At 48.5% G+C, this 17,759-nt stretch carries 16 protein-coding genes; 9 read left to right on the forward strand and 7 right to left on the reverse strand.

The features are described 5' to 3' along the window. Positions 1-80: 80 nt before the first annotated feature. The gene (locus tag NSQ68_RS02335; protein ID WP_039270295.1) at positions 81-779 is read right to left on the reverse strand and encodes a GntR family transcriptional regulator; all 699 of its coding nucleotides are present in this window, start codon (positions 777-779) and stop codon (positions 81-83) included. A gap of 193 nt (positions 780-972) precedes the next feature. Between NSQ68_RS02335 and map the strand changes: the two genes are divergently transcribed. Next, on the forward strand, positions 973-1,719 hold the full coding sequence (map, locus tag NSQ68_RS02340; protein ID WP_013308498.1) for a type I methionyl aminopeptidase: 747 nt from the start codon (positions 973-975) through the stop codon (positions 1,717-1,719). 700 nt (positions 1,720-2,419) lie between these two features. After that, on the forward strand, positions 2,420-3,382 hold the full coding sequence (locus NSQ68_RS02345; protein WP_342425581.1) for a glycosyl hydrolase: 963 nt from the start codon (positions 2,420-2,422) through the stop codon (positions 3,380-3,382). Positions 3,383-3,538: 156 nt separating this feature from the next. Here NSQ68_RS02345 and NSQ68_RS02350 read toward each other — a convergent pair whose 3' ends face one another. Continuing rightward, on the reverse strand, positions 3,539-4,036 hold the full coding sequence (locus NSQ68_RS02350) for a cytochrome c biogenesis protein CcdC (protein WP_029514725.1): 498 nt from the start codon (positions 4,034-4,036) through the stop codon (positions 3,539-3,541). A gap of 167 nt (positions 4,037-4,203) precedes the next feature. Continuing rightward, on the reverse strand, positions 4,204-4,680 hold the full coding sequence (locus tag NSQ68_RS02355; protein WP_342427833.1) for a disulfide oxidoreductase: 477 nt from the start codon (positions 4,678-4,680) through the stop codon (positions 4,204-4,206). A 236-nt stretch (positions 4,681-4,916) separates the two neighbouring features. Here NSQ68_RS02355 and NSQ68_RS02360 point away from each other — a divergent pair, with 236 nt between their 5' ends. After that, positions 4,917-5,543, forward strand: a complete 627-nt coding sequence (locus tag NSQ68_RS02360; RefSeq protein WP_025722437.1) for a nitroreductase family protein — start codon at positions 4,917-4,919, stop codon at positions 5,541-5,543. Positions 5,544-5,649: 106 nt separating this feature from the next. On the opposite strand, the gene mprF is transcribed toward NSQ68_RS02360, so the two are convergent. Next, positions 5,650-8,292: a bifunctional lysylphosphatidylglycerol flippase/synthetase MprF gene (gene mprF / locus NSQ68_RS02365; RefSeq protein ID WP_342427834.1), complete on the reverse strand. Its 2,643-nt coding sequence runs from the start codon at positions 8,290-8,292 to the stop codon at positions 5,650-5,652. Positions 8,293-8,504: 212 nt separating this feature from the next. Between mprF and NSQ68_RS02370 the strand changes: the two genes are divergently transcribed. The 3 genes from NSQ68_RS02370 to NSQ68_RS02380 all read left to right on the forward strand — a co-directional run bounded on the left by NSQ68_RS02370 (position 8,505) and on the right by NSQ68_RS02380 (position 11,956). Further along, positions 8,505-9,266, forward strand: coding sequence for an AAA family ATPase (locus NSQ68_RS02370; RefSeq protein ID WP_342427835.1), 762 nt, complete (start codon positions 8,505-8,507; stop codon positions 9,264-9,266). Between the two features lie 247 nt (positions 9,267-9,513). Next, on the forward strand, positions 9,514-10,716 hold the full coding sequence (locus NSQ68_RS02375; RefSeq protein ID WP_342427836.1) for an MFS transporter: 1,203 nt from the start codon (positions 9,514-9,516) through the stop codon (positions 10,714-10,716). 220 nt (positions 10,717-10,936) lie between these two features. After that, positions 10,937-11,956: a lactonase family protein gene (locus NSQ68_RS02380; RefSeq protein WP_342427837.1), complete on the forward strand. Its 1,020-nt coding sequence runs from the start codon at positions 10,937-10,939 to the stop codon at positions 11,954-11,956. Positions 11,957-12,076: 120 nt separating this feature from the next. Here NSQ68_RS02380 and NSQ68_RS02385 read toward each other — a convergent pair whose 3' ends face one another. After that, positions 12,077-13,033 (reverse strand): ArsR family transcriptional regulator, encoded by a 957-nt coding sequence (locus NSQ68_RS02385; RefSeq protein WP_342427838.1) that lies wholly within the window; start codon positions 13,031-13,033, stop codon positions 12,077-12,079. A gap of 271 nt (positions 13,034-13,304) precedes the next feature. Next, positions 13,305-14,270, reverse strand: coding sequence for a hypothetical protein (locus NSQ68_RS02390; RefSeq protein ID WP_342427839.1), 966 nt, complete (start codon positions 14,268-14,270; stop codon positions 13,305-13,307). A 144-nt stretch (positions 14,271-14,414) separates the two neighbouring features. Between NSQ68_RS02390 and NSQ68_RS02395 the strand changes: the two genes are divergently transcribed. The 3 genes from NSQ68_RS02395 (at position 14,415) to NSQ68_RS02405 (ending at position 17,243) form a co-directional block, all read left to right on the forward strand. Then, a complete protein-coding gene (locus NSQ68_RS02395) occupies positions 14,415-14,888 on the forward strand; it encodes a GNAT family N-acetyltransferase (protein ID WP_342427840.1) in 474 nt (157 codons plus the stop codon). An 84-nt stretch (positions 14,889-14,972) separates the two neighbouring features. Continuing rightward, positions 14,973-15,605 carry an NAD(P)H-binding protein gene (locus NSQ68_RS02400; protein WP_342427841.1) on the forward strand — a complete coding sequence of 211 codons (633 nt, stop codon included), beginning with the start codon at positions 14,973-14,975 and terminating at the stop codon, positions 15,603-15,605. Positions 15,606-15,638: 33 nt separating this feature from the next. Further along, on the forward strand, positions 15,639-17,243 hold the full coding sequence (locus NSQ68_RS02405; RefSeq protein ID WP_342427842.1) for an NAD(P)H-hydrate dehydratase: 1,605 nt from the start codon (positions 15,639-15,641) through the stop codon (positions 17,241-17,243). Here the strand turns inward: NSQ68_RS02405 and NSQ68_RS02410 are convergent. After that, the gene (locus tag NSQ68_RS02410; RefSeq protein ID WP_342427843.1) at positions 17,227-17,721 is read right to left on the reverse strand and encodes a hypothetical protein; all 495 of its coding nucleotides are present in this window, start codon (positions 17,719-17,721) and stop codon (positions 17,227-17,229) included. The two genes, NSQ68_RS02405 and NSQ68_RS02410, sit on opposite strands and share 17 nt — an antisense overlap. Between the last annotated feature and the right edge of the window lie 38 nt (positions 17,722-17,759).

A 17,759-nucleotide genomic window follows, 5' to 3' on the forward strand; every position in this document is an offset into this window, starting at 1 on the left:
ACAACTTCAATTAAAAGAGAGCCGCGCCAGCGAGAAACGCATAAAGCGCGGTACATCTGCTCTTTGTCACGCATATGTTGCTAGGACGATGTCTTTCTTCTGTAGGGAGACAGGACGCTATCGTTAACCGCGTTGCGGGTATCTCGATAATGATCCTCAATAAATCCTGACAACTCCTGAGCATCCCCTTGATTTAAAGCGTTTGCAAAGGTTCGATGTTTGTGAATCGTGACTTGTGATTCTTCGATGTTGGACGCAAATCGTTGTTCTGTTGCAGCTAACATGACCGTCAGGATTAGCTGTCTCATGCCGTTCCAGGTATGAAGAATACGGGTATGGCCTGCTTCCAGAACCAGAGCTTCATGAAAATTAAAATCCTGAAGAGAAAATTCAACGACATCCCTGTACTTGAGAGCGATTTCCATTTTGTCAATCATCTGATTCAAAACAGTCACCAATGTGGCATTATCACTATGTACATACCTTTGTACAACAAAATGTTCAATCAGCATTCGCACATCGAATAGCTCCTCCATATCACCGGGTGTCATGCCGACGACAATCGCCCCCATGCGCTCCAAACGGATCAGTCCTTCGCCCGAGAGTGCCTTCAAGGCTTCACGCACCGGAGAACGACTGGTACCAAAATCGGCAGCAATCTGATTCTCAGATAGCACAGTGCCTGGTGTCTGAACGCCGCGTATAATCTGAAGCCGAAGTTCACAAGCAATCCTTTCCCCAAGCGATGCGCCCTGTAACCAGGTTGTTGGATATTTCATAGGATACTCCTATCTAGGAAATGATTTTGCATACTGGTATACAAGTTATGGAATATTATATACCCCGTTTAAGATCATTGTAAACGGTATCAGTTGACATCGGTTCCATTTCGCTGCTTTTAGCGTTACAATAGAAGCAGAAAAAAGAAGCAGTGAAAAGTGGAACGAACACGGAAAAGAAGGAGACCGTTTAATGATTATCATTAAAACCAAAGAACAAATTGAAAATATGAAAAAAGCTGGAGACATTTTGGCTGCTTGCCACCGGGAAATTGCCAAAATGATCAAGCCGGGCATTACGACACTGGAAATTGACGCCTTTGCGGAATCCTTTATGAAGAAGCATGGCGCAACACCGGAGCAAAAGGGCTATAACGGCTACCAGTTTGCAACTTGTGGCTCACCTAACGATGTGATTTGCCACGGCTTTCCGAATAAGACACCGTTGAAGGACGGGGACATCGTGACGATCGACATGGTTGTGAACCTGAATGGCTGGCTGGCAGATTCCGCTTGGTCGTATGCGGTGGGTAATGTGTCTGAGCAGGCGCAAAAGCTGCTGGATGTTACCAAGGAATCGCTGTATAAAGGGATTGAGCAAGCCGTTATCGGTAACCGGATCGGTGATATTTCCCATGCGATACAAACCTACGCGGAAGCGGAAGGCTTCTCGGTCGTACGCGAATTTATTGGGCACGGTATCGGAGAAGAGATGCATGAGCAACCGCAGGTTCCACATTACGGACCTCCACACCGTGGACCACGCTTAAAAGAGGGTATGGTCATTACAATTGAGCCGATGCTCAACACAGGCACATACCGCAGTAAAATTGATGCGGACGGCTGGACCGCACGCACGTTGGACGGCGGCTTGTCTGCGCAATACGAGCATACGCTGGCCATTACAGCAGAGGGTCCGATCATTTTGACCCAGCAATAATAAAAGCAGGCATCCACCGCAAGCATACAGACTACCGTGGTGAATGGTCTGGACATATTACAGAAAAGGGGCTGTCCAGAGGACAGTCCCTCTTGCTACGTGCATTCTATAAAGGTCCAGTACAAAAAAATTGCTGCGGCGGGTGAAGAACCTGAGCTTTTAGCCCGGAACATTCGTGCCTTACTGCGGGGAATAATGGTTTCACCTCCAAAAACCGATTTTGGCCAAAAGGCGAATATCGGTTTTTTTCATTTCATGAGTGCCAGGCCACCATTTTAACGAAATATACACTATGCCATCAGAGTGATCAGTTTAGTTCTGGACGCTAGGATACGCTAAGTGTGTGATTATGAATCTTCTATATAGTACAAAAATAACAATAATTTGAAAACAAATTCATAAGAATGAAATGAAAAAATTTCCTTTATTACACATTTAGTCCCTACCACATTTTGCAGAAATTGTTTGTTCATTGTTATATGAATTATTTTTTTGCTCTAATAGAACTATTTCAACTTTTTTCCTTGATGTCGATGTAATTGAGGATCACAAAAACGTATTCCTTTAGGAAGATGGAGATCCACTCGCTAAAACGAAAAACATGTAGGTTGCGAGTCAGATTGTCCTAGGGGAATATCGGTCACATCTTAAGTCTTGCGATTACAAACAGCAAGATATAAACATCAGGAGGATAACCATTATGAATTCATTCAAGAAAACGAAGAGCTTGATCAGCGCCCTGACCGGGGCTGCATTATTATTCTCGCTACCAATGACGGCAGGCGCGGAGAGCAATATCAACTATACTGGCATGTTCCTGGGCTATGACGGAAGTGTAAACACCAGTCCTGTCTGGACCTACAACCCTGACATCGTCTCCTATGATCTGCTGAACTGGAACCAGGGGGGAACCGATGCAGCCTCCATTACCTCCAATAGCGCCTCCGCCATCCAAGCCTTGGGGAAAATCGTCACCGTTTCCACCCACATGCCCAATCCCCAGGGTGGAAATGTAAACGCCCCGATGTCTGATTCCGATTTCGAGATCTTGGCTAATACAGACATTTCATCCATCAATTCGTCCAGCCCCGCATGGCTGCAAAATTATAAGGCCCAGGTTGACAATGTCGTGACCGGCCTGCAAAAGTTTAATTCATCCCCCGTTTACTACAGACCCTTCCATGAAATGAACGGAGGCTGGTTCTGGTGGGGGGACAAGAACACGACGGACTATAAGAACCTGTACATCAATCTGTACAATTACATTGTGACGACCAATGGCATGTCCAACGTCAATTTTGTCTATGCTCCAAATAAAGGAGCCAACGCGGCTGCTTATTACCCCGGCTCCAGCTATGTCACCTGGATTGGCATCGACGCTTACAGCGACGATCCGTCCAATGACAATGAAATTAAGATGGCTTACAATGACATCAAAGGACTTGGAAAAACTTATGGCTTCTGCGAAATTGGACCAGCCGTGGGTGGCGACCATGTGGATCGCAACAATAATCAGCTCAAGGAATTCGATTATTCGCTTTGGAACAAGGCCCTGAATGAAATCTACACCGGAGCAAGCTTCTTTATCACCTGGGACGGCGCTTATGCTCCGCAGAACAACATAAACGGCAGCACGCTGTTTACAAAAGAAAGCTCCCAGTAAGTGCCTAGCGCCCGGCGTCCGGGCAAGACGGAAATGTAGCCTCCGATAGACTAAAAAGACGAAAAGACCAAAAAGGCACGGCCTCCTGGCTGGGAGAACGTGTCCTTTTTTGGTCTATACAGCAATATGCTAGCAAGCATGTTAAAAAACCGTTGGTCAGATGCGGACTTCTGTCTCGTCCGGAACGAATTGACGATATTGAAAATACATACGGAGCCGCCAGTGTAACAAGGTGCCGAAGGCTAGGATGAAAAATAGCCCTGCTGTCTGCGGAATGGTAATGTAATGCTGAATAAATTCATGCAGCAGCAATCGGACGATCAGCAGGCTGAATAGGATAAAGAAGAAGGTACGTGAGCGTTGCACGAAAACCAGCCCTTCTTGCAACTCAAATTTGGTGCTGCGGATCAACGGGTAAGAAAAAATAAACCAGCCGACCAGAAAAGCGCCCAGCGCCCAAAGCCAGGGAACCCGTACTTCCGGTACCACGAACATCATAAAACCGGTGCTCATGCCGAGCGGAGGGATGATGATTTTTTTGGCATTAATCGGGCGATGACCTGTCTTCATACGGATGAAAATAGCCGATATAGCGATTAAGATCATACCGAAGGTTGCGCCATATTGCAGCAATGGGGTGCTAATATGAAACATGGACTGGCCCCCTCTATAAGGAATATAAGCGTTATTGGACAGACTGCAAACCTTTCACATTATACCACATATGCAATGGATATATTTAGTTACAGTCTCTCCCCCGGCAAGCGGATTATACGCCTCTTGGTGATAACACTGGCCCTATAATTGGGTCTCTTTCATACTTATGCGAGTTCTGTTGCTTGTACCTCTCCCTGAGCTGACTTTTTCTCCTTTCGTATGATATAACCCATGGCTACAATAATAAGGATAAAGGCGATCAGTGCGAGAAAAGGAATGGTGATGAAATCGAACCAGTTTAGGTAATCCTGTTCACAGGATACTCTGCCGCAGGAAGTTGAAGTTTGCGTAGCTGCTTTGGCGGCTGCATGGATGCGCTGAATGGTAAAATGATAGGCCGAAATCGCACCTCCAATGATAGCCAACGGCATGACATAACGGCGTATCCCCGAATCCCCTCGAAAATAGGCGATCCCGAGTAGAAGGGTCAGGGGATACATCAGAATGCGCTGAAACCAGCATAGCTTACAAGGCTCATACCCCAAAATCTCGCTGAGATACAGACTGCCCAAAGTTGCCACACAAGCTACAACCCAGGCGGCAAACAAAGCAATATCTGTTTTTTTAAACGATCCAATCATAGTAACGCTCCTTTTTTAATTCAAATGAGAACAAAATGAACTCATTATGTCTTGTCCCATCGGCAGGCATCTGCCGATATGTATGTCTTTATCCGTATTGTACTGTATTTTGAGTGCAGGGTCATACTTAAACATATTGACATGACTAACTATCATTTTTATAATTGCAGTAGTTTGGGAAGTTAATGAGGATTCAAGTTAGATATATATCATAAGAAATTAGGAGTGTGCCCAGAATGTCGAGTAGTCCAAAAAATGAAACCCTATCTACGATTAGTGAAAGACACGCGGTAAAGAGCTATGTTAAGGATTTTAAATTGCCAGAGGAAGATTTGGAGGCTATTTTGACTGCGGCGATAGAAGCTCCTTCCGCTTGGAACCTTCAACATTGGAAATTCCTTGTTATCGAAAGCGAAGCAGACAAACAAAAATTGCTGCCTATCGCCTACAATCAGGGTCAAGTAGCGGAAAGTTCCGTTACGATTGCCGTATTGGGTGATTTGGAAGCGAACCGCAACACTGTCATTTATGATCAAGCGGTAGAAGCAGGCGCACTGCCAGCGGAAATCCGTGACGCATTGGTAGGTCAAATCAACGGCGCGTACCAAAACCCGCAAGTAGCTCGCGATGCAGCCATCCTGAACTCTGCTTTTGCAGCACAAAATATTATGTTGGCTGCTAAATCTCTGGGCTACGACACTTGCGCAATGGGCGGTTTCATTCCAGCACAGTTGATCGAGCAATTCAATATTCCAGCACGTTACCTGCCAACCCTGCTTATTAGTGTAGGTAAGGCACAAGTGCCAGCACGTCCATCAGGACGTTTTCCACTCTCTGAAGTTGTTGTAAAAGGCAGCTTCTAAGAAGATTTGTGAATATAAAAGGGTGTTCCTGCAACCGTTCGTGGTTGGGGAACACCCTTTTTTACATCGTGTTAGGCTATTAAAGTTCCTGTTGTCAGCCCTTTGTTTAGTCCGAGCGCTTGGATACGAGATATACCAGCTCCAGCGTCAGGATCGGTAGAAAGACAGAAGCCGGATAGGCCAGATAGCGCGGCTCCCATTGCGGCTTGAACTTATCCTTAAAGCGCCGAAGCCCCTGAAAACCGTAAAAATGACCCCCGTATTGGAAAACAAGTCGAGCCAGCTTTTCCTCGCGCAATGCCTTTTCACTTTGTCCTACCTGGGACAGCGGTGCCATTCCCAGATTAAATGTCGTATATCCGCTCTCCTTGGCCCACTCAATGACCCGTGTGAATAAATAATCCATCGTGCCATTTGGCGTGTCAGGCAAGTGGCGCATCAGGTCAATGGAGACCGTCCGTCCATGATCATAGGCAGGGGCCATCGTAGCGAAAGCGATGACCTTCCCTTCAGAGTCCTTTAGCAATGCAATCGGAGCCAACTGAAGATAGGATTCTTTGAACCAGCCGAGTGAATATCCCTTCTCCTTGCGCCCGTCCAGCCAAATATTCGAAACCTGACGCATCTCCTCAATCAGTGACGCCTCTAGAGGTGGTTGGATGATTTCGAACGAGTAGCCATCGCGGTCAAAGCGGTTTTTGGCGCTGCGTAGCGCTTGATTGCTTTTGCCTGTCAGTGTAAAGGATTCCAGCGGCACCAGTGCTTCCTCGCCCAGTTTGAAAAAGCGATAGCCGTTCTCGTGATAGATGGACAAATACTCCGGCGATGCCTGATAAAATACAGCCGTTAACGCATACCGATCTGCGAACCGCTGAAATTCCTGAATGGCTTCACTCACACGTTCTTTTGGACCGAGTGGGTCACCTAATACAATCAGTTTGTCCCGGCTACGGGCATAGGGAATGACAACCTGTTCATTTTTGGTCCAATACAGATATTTATCGCCCAGAAAAAGCATATGTGAAACGAGATTACCACCCTGCCGTTCCAAAAATTCTTTTAGCTTATCCAGCTCCTGCTCGTCGGGTAGATTAGCGATGCTACGCTGAGGTCGAAGAAAGAAATATACCGTCAGGAATACCCATGCCAAAATCAGACTAAACACGGCGGTAACTCCGTAATCGCTGCGGTTCATAAAAAAGTCCAGATGGACCTTGGCGTGCAAATGGCGCATAAACGGTGTGTTGGAGCCTGCCCCAATGATAAAATAAGCTCCGGTTACGAGTAGAGATAATCCACCCCATATTAAAATATTGTGCCGTTTCAGCGGTGCACTGACCCGATAAAACCGCGAACGCGAGATCCATAGCATTAACGCCACAAACAGTAGGAATAAGGCTTCTTCAAAATCCAGACCTTTCGTGAAGGTGAAAATAGCTCCTGTCAGCAGCAGTATCAATGTCAGTCGCAATGCTCTGCGAATACGCAGAGAGATTCCATGGGACAGGACGACAAGCATAATTCCGATGATGACTGAGATTTCATGCGACAAGCGCATGACGGGCAGGCTGAGCAAGTGCTCAGCAAAACGAAGCCGATATAACAGACCTGGCGTAGCTGCCGACAAAAGAAGCACCACGCCAGAGATGAGTACCAGCTTACCCAACGCCCATACCCCTAGATCAGCCAAAAACCGAAATTGCCCAGGCCAGCCCCATACCTTCTGCCAGGCATTAAGGGAGTAGTCCCAACCCGTCTCAGCTAGCTGATTCAGGCGCTCGTTACGCGGAATCATTTCCAGCGCGGCTAATACCAAGCCGATGAGCCACGGGATGATGTAATAAAAGACGCGAAAGACCAGCAGCACAGCCAGTGCCCGATCTGAGTTGGCTCCCGCCATTTGCAGCCCGAGCAGGGCAATGATGTCGAATGCCCCGACCCCTCCGGGTGCAAGACTGATCAACCCGGCAATCGCGGCTATCACATAAATGCCGAACACAGCATGCATCGGCAGTTCATGGAGCAAGTGCGAGCCGATCCATGCAAAGGTAAGGCCAGCCAGCAGCCATTCCAGCAGAGAAGCACTAATGGAAGCGAAGATGGTGGACCAGGAAAGCTGTCCTTCTCCCTTGTTGAACCATGTGGAATACCGTTTGGAGCGCTGCATGATCAGGAATAGCGGTAGGTACAATGCCATTCCCCACAGCGCCCAATGAAGCCACGGGTGAGCATCCAGTACAGGCTGTACCGGATACAGATGGACAATGGCTCCCCAAGCCAGCAAAGATAGTCCGGTAATGACGACTGGCGAAAGAAACACGACTGCAGAAGTGATGACACCCAACGGCACACCGCTTTTCTTATACAGCACTGTGCGAAGTCCCGCTCCTGTAAAGCCTGCAAAACCAAAGACATTATTGAAGGTATTGGAGATCCAGGCGTAGCGAAATGTTGTTCCAGGCTTGACCTGAAGCTTGAAATGATGTCTGATTACGTAATCATATGCGCTCATAGCCGCCACAGCAGCCAGTGAGAACAAGCCAATCTCGATGAGAAAGGTGGCATCCATTCGCCGTAGCTCATGAAGCATACGCGCCAGATTAAAGTCTTTTAGTTCTCGTCCGGCCTCCCATATAATAAAAGCCAGTACAGCCAACGGTAGCAAAATACGTGTCAATCGCTGCCTGTAGATGGTCATTATGAACTGTACGATTTTAAAAGATTGAATCGGTTTGTGATTAGATTTCATAGATTCACCTGCTTGGAAAAGAATGAGATATACACGGAATGAGGTGCTTAGATTTCATACCCGCTGAACATTACTATATATTATACCTGTAATAATCGCTTGAATAACAACAGAAGGGTTACGAAATGGAATTTCAGATTGATTGCTGTAAATAATTCCAATATAATGATGAAAAACCTAGTGAATTGCTTGGCAATGGAGCTGATTTGGATATGAGTATATGGGACCGTAATCTTTTTATACGTCGCCTGGAGCTGATATGGCCTCCAGATGCGGACAAGAGCCAATATCCGTTTAACTTAAAGGCCTTACACCAGTGGAACGAACTCAAATTTCATCCTTCCGTCACCTATATTATTGGAGAAAATGGCGTAGGTAAATCGACGCTTATGGAAGCAATCGCGGTCGCGTGGGGATTTAATCCAGAGGGCGGTACTAAAAATTTTAATTTTTCTACACAAGCCACGCATTCCTCACTGTATGAGCATATCCGGCTGGTGAGAGGGGTGGAAAAGCCAAGGGATGGCTTTTTTTTCCGTGCGGAGAGCTACTATAATGTGGCGACTCACATCGACGAGCTGGATCGAGAAGGAGGAGGGCGACCGATTCGAGATTCCTACGGGGGTAAATCGCTGCATGAGCAGTCGCATGGCGAGTCTTTTTTTGCTGCCTTTGTGCATCGGTTTGGAGGGCAAGGATTGTATATTTTGGATGAACCGGAAGCTGCATTATCGCCTTTGCGCCAGATGGCCATGCTTGCACGGATTCACGAGCTGGTGCAGCAAGGCTCACAGTTTATCATTTCTACTCATTCCCCTATTTTGATGGCTTATCCAGATTCCATCTTGTATCATCTGACACATGAAGGGATCGACACCCGGACGCTGGATGAAACCGATCATTTTATCATTACGAAACAATTTCTGAATAACAGGGAAAAGATGATACAGGAGCTATTCGAAGATCCACAATAAGGATCGTAGGGATCGCCAGATCGTTCCAGAGATTTACCCTGGTCGTTCGTTATGAGAGGGACAACATCGCCATCAGGTTATTCCTTTTTGCTGTTCTGCCCAAAGGAAAGATTCAGGGTTATCGGAAGTATTTTATGATTGTTATTTGTCTCTCTCTCTATTAATATAATGAAGAGTTTTGCTGGAATGGTTGCAAAATAAGATTTTCGTATACGAAATAAAGAACCTGAGGAGGACAAAACGCAACATGTCAGATTCACAACAGTTGAAAATGGGCCCGCTGGTCATTTTGATGATTAATATGTTTATTGCCATGCTGGGAATTGGCCTCATTATTCCGATCCTCCCCAAGTTTATGAGCTCACTGGGAGGTGGTGGTGAAACGGGAGGTTATTTGGTTGCCGTGTTTGGCTTAACCCAATTCCTGTTTTCGCCGCTAGCGGGAGAATGGTCCGATAAATACGGACGTAAAAAAATGATTATTATCGGTTTGGTAATCATGACGGGGTCTTCTATATTGTTTGCGATTGGGGACTCGTTGACGATGCTGTATATCTCCCGTCTGCTGGGAGGTGCAGGTGCAGCCTTTATGATTCCTCCGATGATGGCCTATATTGCTGACATTACAACGGTCCACAATCGCGGTAGAGGAATGGGACTGTTGGGTGCCGCCATGTCTCTTGGCTTTGTGATCGGTCCTGGTTTGGGCGGCCTTTTGGCGCATACCTCGATGCGCACGCCCTTATATGTTTCGGCTGGCGTATCGGCCGTGGCTGCGTTGATCTCTTTGATTTTGCTGCCCGAAACCTTGTCGTTGGAGAAGCAGTTGAAGTTTCGGAATATTAAGGTCAAACGCGATAATGTGATTAAACAGTTTGCCCTTTCTTTCCGCAAGCCTTACTTTATGCTGCTGATTATGATTTTTACGTTAACCTTTGGACTGACGCATTTTGAAACGATGTTTCCTTTCTTTGTGACGGGCAAGTTTCACTATAATGAGGGTGATATTGCTACCATCATTACGGTAGGTGCATTGGTCGGAACCGTGATTCAGGCTGTGGTCATCAGTCCGTTGTTGAATCGTTTTGGCGAAAAAGGTGTTATTATCGGCTCCTTTCTGTTCTCGGCAATCTCCCTTGTGCTTATGCTGCTCTCCGGCAACTTTTATTATGTACTCGGGGTATCGCTCATCTTCTTTACCGCTACGTCGTTGCTGCGGCCAGCCATTAATACTGCTTTATCCAAAATGGCGGGGGATGAGCAGGGAGTTGCAGCTGGGATGAACAATGCTTATATGAGTATTGGTAATATTCTGGGGCCTGCGCTTGCGGGTAAATTGTTCGATGTGCATATCAATTTGCCATACATTTTTGGGGCAGTCATTCTCATTCTTAGTTTGGGGCTGGCTGTAAAATGGAATAGCAGAGATACGCAGACTACAGCGGTTTAATGTTGTTCTTTTCGTAATTTAGTCTCTTTTGGTGTGAACTGTGACGTTCTTATGAACCACAGATGGCGCCGAAGGAGGCTATTTTTTTGCATACATCGCGAAACGTTAATGAAACGACAGAATTCTGGGTAATAATGCATGATGAGTTTACAACAAGACAAATAGTAGAGCTAAAAGCCAGACCATATGTAAAAAAACAGCTAGAAGGAGATGAGAGCCGATGGAAGAGCGAAATGAGCAGCTATTTTATACAGGAACTTATGCGTCTCGTCAGGAAAGAGGAGTATATGTATGTGCTTTGAATGTGACCCATGGTGATCTGCGCATTGTTGGAGGTGTGGAAGGGATGGAGAGGCCTTCTTTTCTCGCACTACACCCGGATGGGACGAAGCTGTATGCTGCCAGTGAAACAGAAGGAGGCGAGCTGTATGCGTATCAGGTGAATACCCAGACGGGGGAATTACATCCTTGCTATGTTTCCGTAACAACCGATGGACGATATGTGCTGGCTTCCAACTATTCAGGCGGCAATGCCGTTGTGTTCCCTGTGACGGAAGCTGGAGGATTAGGAGACATGTCAGGGCAAGTTCAGCATACTGGCTCAGGTATTCGCCAGGACCGTCAGGATGCGGCACATCCGCATTCCATTATTCCAGATCCTTCAGGACAGTATGCCCTGGTATGTGATCTGGGGCTGGATCAGATTGTGATATACCGTTTGACAGAGGATGGCAAACTGGTGACCCATCGTGAGACAGATTTGCCACCTGGTTCCGGACCGCGTCATCTGGTTTTTCATCCTTCGCGTCCATATGCTTTTGTCGCCAATGAGTTGAACAATACCGTCGCTGTGTTTAGTTATAACGAACGTAATGGTGAGCTTACATTGCTGCAAAGCCTGTCCACACTGCCAGAAGGCTTTATAAATGTAGATAATACAGCAGCCGATATTCGGATTACGCCCTGTGGACGCTTTTTGTATGTGTCAAACCGCGGCCATGATAGCATCGTGCTATACCATGTCGATCTGGACAGCGGCAAGCTGAGGACGGTTGAATGGGTGGAAACCTTCGGCAGCACACCGCGTAACTTCAACATCCTGTCCGGTTATCTGGTAGTGGCGAATCAGGATGGAAACAACCTTGTATCCTTTGCCATCCATGGTGAGGATGGACGGTTGACCCGAACGGGATATGTGCTGGAGGTTCCTTCACCTGTGTGTATTGAACCTGTACGCTAATCGGATAGCACGTGGCAAAAGAGTAACATATAAGTGAATAAAAAAATAAAACACGGCGCTTTGTGTCCCATGAAAGGCATGGGCAAAACGCCGTGTTCAGGTCTTGAAGTGGACTAAAAACTATTTGCTGCTATCGCCAGCTTCTACCGTTACTGTTTTGGTATGATTTTCTGCATGTTTGTAGTACAAACGGAACAGGATGTCCTGATTGTAGTTACCGAATCCGGTACCGAACAGAGTAACCCCTCCCACATGCTGGGCATCATCCAATATGGCAATACGGAATTTCCATTGCTTCTGATCAATCAGCACTTGGCTTAAAGTCACGTCAGAAATTTGCTTGCCATCCATAAAGGTACCTTCGGAGGTAACGCGAAGTCTTTTAAGGAGACCATATTGATTGATAAAATCAGGCCACCATGCAGGTGTGTATTTACCACGATTATCCCCGAAATCCCCTGGGCTGGTCCATGTACCCAAATTCACATCATTTAGGAAAAAAGTGATATCTGAAGGCCAATTATCATTGGTAAAAGGGGCCTCGGATGATAGTTCCATCGAAATTTCCAGTTCCTCAGCTTTTTGGCTGGACAGTAGGAAATTCGGCACCTTATAATCCATATATCCTTGACTGAACCACAGAATTTTGGAATTGAAGCGCTCAGGGTCCAAGAACGAACGAGGCTCATCGAATTCACCAATGATCTTTTCGACGGTAGCCAGTCCGCAGGTCGGCTGTATTTCAAAATCAGTAAAATGTCCGACGGAAATCTCTGTCTGATGGAATTGCCGTACATCCTGCTGATAGCGTGGCATGGCGATTTCAATTTTGTCTGTAGCCAGTGAGCACACTTTCTGTACCCCGCCTCGTCCAGGCAGCATTTTGGTCGAAATAATGGACGCTCTCTCCAGTTTCTTGACATGCATCGTCATAATCGCACTGCTGAGCCCCAACGCTTCCGCCAGCTCACGTATATTCATAGGCTTCTCCGCAAGCAGAACAATCATATTTAGCCGAACCTCACTGGCCAGCGCCTCATAAACGGGAAGTGATTTTTCAGAAATGTCCAGTTGCATAGTTCCTCCAATTCTAACGTACATCATAAATTGATGGTAGTTTAACATATATGGATTTTTTTCAATAATAATACATAAAAAACGATATGATTTACATTTATATAAACAATATACCCTTTCCTTGATCATTGGCACAAGCCTAACCCCACAAAAATCCAAAAATTGTTCAAAAAACAGGACATCCCATAAACTCTTTCTTTGTTGTTGGGATGTCCTGTGATGGTATGTGATTTGCAGGCAGGATACGGGTAGAGGCATGTGTCATTGGTGTTTAAGATCGGATATGTTCTTCTGCCAAAGAAGAGTCAGCCGTTTTATCTGTATCTGCTGCGCGTAAATCCTGATGTTGAGAAGCATCTGCCCTGATCAAGCCGGGATGACCAACATAAGGACGATCACTGCGCGAGCGGCCTCGGGTAAGTCGGAAGCCGATCAAGAACAGCACAAGCTGAACAGCCAGTATGTAGGGAGATGCTTCCGGTCCGATCCATTGAAACAGGGCGACAGCGGCGATTACCAAGCACAACAGGCTTGTTGGAAAATGGGATGCCGTAACGTCCAGATCATTTTGCCTGCGCAGGGTCATTAGCCGGTACACATACAGTAAGGCGATCAAGCCTGAAACGAATCTCATCCATGCACACCCTATGAGCCATGAGGCAGATTGTGCAGTGTCGGGCAGACTAACATCAACATGGCTGGAGGCTATCAGTTCCACAACCAGCCTTGTGACCAACCAGACGATTCCTGCCAGTACCAGCGGACCAGCTGCTGGACGCAATAGCTTCCACAATGCTGTTCCCCAGCCCGGAGCATGAGATTCCAGCAGAACAAGACGCCGTTCCTCAATAAGTTTGCTCATTTCACGCTCCAGCGATTTGAGAAGCAATTCTCTGCGGAACGTATCACATTCCCGAAGGGATGCTTGAACCTGCTCTTGAAGGTGAGGGGTCAAATAGGGAGCAGCTTTGGCTTCCTGAAGAGCGTGGATGAGTCCGTTCTGGTACTGCTTTTCGCTGTTATTGAACCCGTCCTGGGTAGCGGTTTGGAGACAACCAGCTAATCGTCCATAGATACGCAGCGATTCCTGTAATTCTTCCAGCCGCTGCTGACGCGAATTTCGAAGCTGGGCTGCACTGTGAACATACAGCCATACCAGCAAAGACAACGCCAGCAGGAAGGCAATCAGACCGGGTGAGATATATGCGGCTAACGCCGCGAAGTCCGTCGGGGACACCCGCAATCCCTCCTTCCATTGTTCTTTCTACACTATTGCACAGACCACACAGGCATTTCAAGGGCTTGTATATCTCTGACCAAGATATATGAAGTATTTTTTGGTAAAATAGACAACATTACAAGCAGGAAGAGGAGATTCGTCATGAATAAAAATATAGAAAATGCAACAGAACATCATGAGACATCGAATCAACCGCATGAGCTGCTTCGTGTAGATTATGCTATTCCATCCGTCGAGGAATATCGGGCTTTGCGCAAGGAAGCTGGTTTGTCGCAAATTACGGAAGAAGCGGCAGCCAAGGGCCTGCCGAACAGTTTATTTGCTGTGACATTGCGGCTTGGACAGGAATTGATCGGGATGGGCCGGGTGAGCGGTGATGGCGGTGTGTTTTTTCTGGTCACGGATATTGCAGTCAAGCCTTCCCATCAGGGGAAGGGCTATGGGCGTAAGCTTATGGAGGAGATTATGGAGTATTTAAGACGGGAGGTTCCGGCGGGCAGCTTTGCAACGCTGATTGCGGATAAACCAGCCGATCAATTGTATGCACAGTTCGGCTTCCAGTTGGTTAGCCCGAGGTCAGAAGGGATGTACTGGCGACAGCCGGGAGGACTGTAAACTGAAATCCTGTACGAGTTTGAGTTGGACATAAAACGGATAAATAACAGTAAGAAAATTATAGACAGGAAGAAGGCAGTGAATATGAAGGTTATTATTTTTGGGGCAACAGGAACAATCGGCAAAGCGTTAGTAAAGGAAGCTATCAAACGTAAGTATCAGGTGACGGCGGCGGTGCGCGATCCGCAACGTATGACGGAGCAAAGTGAATATTTGACAGTGGTTCAAGCGGATATTCTGAATCCAAATTCTGTTACGAATGTGGCTAAAGGACACGATGCTATCATTAGCGCGTACGGTCCCAAATTTGGAGAAGAGGAAGAACTGCTCGAAGCGACTCGTTCTTTGCTGGAAGGAACTCGGCGTTCCGACGCACAGCGCATACTTGTCGTTGGTGGAGCGGGAAGTCTGAAAACAGAAAACGGTGAACGCCTCATGGATACCGCAGAGTTTCCCGAGGAAGTGAAGCCGCTGGCGGCTGCGCATGCTGATGCACTGGAACTGTATCGCGCTGCGGATGTAGACTGGACCTATTGTAGTCCTGCCGGAATGATTGAATTAGGAAAACGTACTGGGCAGTTCCGTATTGGTTTGGATCATTTGGTGGTTGACGAATTAGGCCATAGCCGTATCTCGGTCGAAGATTATGCAGTAGCCCTGATTGATGAACTAGTAGAAGGGGAATTTGTCAATTCCCGTTTTACAGTTGGATATTAATAAGCAGGGATAGCCATACGGGAGGCGAAAAGCATGTATATGGTGACCGCCGAAGAAATGCGGCAATTGGATCGGTACACAATTGACAAGCTGGGTATTCCGGCCCTTACCTTGATGGAAAATGCCGGGCGCGCGGTAGCTGACGAGGTATTGAAGCTTTCACACACTGGGCCGGGGGATATACCGGGACATGGCGGTGTTATACGGACAGAGTCGTGGAGCCAAGCGCGACATGACATACGGGAACGAGAACACTGGTATATCCTCGTAGGTAAAGGCAACAACGGTGGTGACGGACTGGTGGCAGCCCGCCATCTAGCCGATGCAGGGCTGCGTGTCACCGTTGTGTACGTCGAGCCGCCAGACACGCTGCGCGGTGAGGCGGCTTCGCTGCGCGACATCATCGCGGCTCTGGGTATCCCGGCTATCCTCTATGACCGGGATACCCTCGACCTGCGCGGTGCCTCCGGCATCGTCGATGCCCTGCTGGGCACGGGCACGCAAGGCCCGCCGCGCGAACCCTACGCCTCGCTGATCCGCGAGGCCAATGCTAGCGGCGTGCCGCTCGTGTCGGTAGACGTGCCTAGCGGCCTTGACGCCGACACAGGTGCGCTGCATGAGCCGTGCATTCGTGCGCGCGTCACCGTATGCCTCGCCTACTTGAAGCGCGGGCTCGTCCAATATCCAGGCGCCGGGACCGCAGGCGATGTGGTGGTACGCTACATCGGTATTCCACCCGGCCTTGCCCGGGAGTGCGGCGTGCAGCTGCAGCTCTTGACCCTTGACACGCTGCGCGCTGCGCTGGATGTGGATGTAAGCCGCAGCCGCGTGCCGGACGGACACAAGGGCACTTTCGGCCACGTTCTGGTCGCGGCTGGAAGCCTGCGCATGAGCGGCGCGGGCTTGCTGGCTGCACGTGCCGCCCTGCGCATCGGCAGCGGCCTTGTCACGTGGGCGGTGCCCGAAGCGCTGCTGCCGCGCGTTATTGGCGCCGCGCCGGAACTAATGCTCGCTGCCGCAGCAGCAGGCGGAGACGGCGAATGGAACGCCGACTCCGCAGACGAGCTACTACAGCTCGCGCAGGCACGTGATGTGCTGGCCGTCGGCCCCGGCCTCGGCCGCTTTGCAGGGGACACTGGCTGGCTGCGCCGCCTGTGGGAGGAATACGGCGGTCCGCTCCTGCTTGATGCGGACGCCTTAAACATCCTCGCCTCGGCGGGGCCTGAGCTGGAGGCTTGGAAGCCGAGAAGTGCGGCGGTCGTACTGACGCCACACCCCGGTGAAATGGCTCGTCTGCTGGGCATACCGACAGCAGAGGTGCAGCGTGACCGTATCACCCATGCTCGGGAGTACGCCCGAACACGTGGGGTCACGCTGGTGCTCAAAGGAGCGCGCACTGTCATCGCTTGTCCCGACGGAACTGCCTACGTCAATACCACAGGCCATGCTGGGATGGCGACAGGCGGTGCGGGCGATGTGCTGACAGGCATCATCGCAGGTTTGCTGGCTCAGGGCTTGAACGCTGCGCAGGCAGCAGCCTTTGGCGTGTATCTGCATGGTGCGGCTGGAGAAACAGCCGCACGCCATCGTCAGCACCCTGCTTCAGTGGTAGCTGGCGACATTATTGAAGCCCTATAGGCCATAGCAGCAGTGGCAGGAGGAAGGCGAGCATGATCTGCAATCCATATTCACGGTTCAGCCAGTGCCTTCCTCCATAATACAGCAGTGTAATCCCTGCACCTGCTATGCCGTTGCTCCATAAAATGCCCGTTCCGGCAGGAGACATCAAAGAACCTAGCAGAAGGAAGACACTGAATCCTGCGGCGAGGTATAGGGTGAGCTGCTCGGGCTTACGAAGCCAGGGTAAAAGATCGCGTAGCGCATCAGCGGCAAGAGCCGCCGGAAGGGCAAAGCCATAGGCCCACAGCTGTGCGGTCAGTTCACCACTATTGCCTGCTATAGTCAGAGGAATCCCGGTTACTTCCTCTGTCAGATAGCAGTAAACCCATAAGAGACCAAACACCAATCCTCCACAGGCTAGTTTATTCAGCGCATAACAACCAAGCTCCATCCGCCAAGGCATTTTGGAATTAAATTCATTCCAAGGCTGTTTCATGTTGCGACTCCTCCTCTTATCACACTCGGTATTCACAA

It is taken from the genome of Paenibacillus sp. FSL L8-0158 (assembly GCF_038592965.1).
Classification (GTDB): Bacteria; Bacillota; Bacilli; order Paenibacillales; family Paenibacillaceae; genus Paenibacillus; species Paenibacillus polymyxa_D.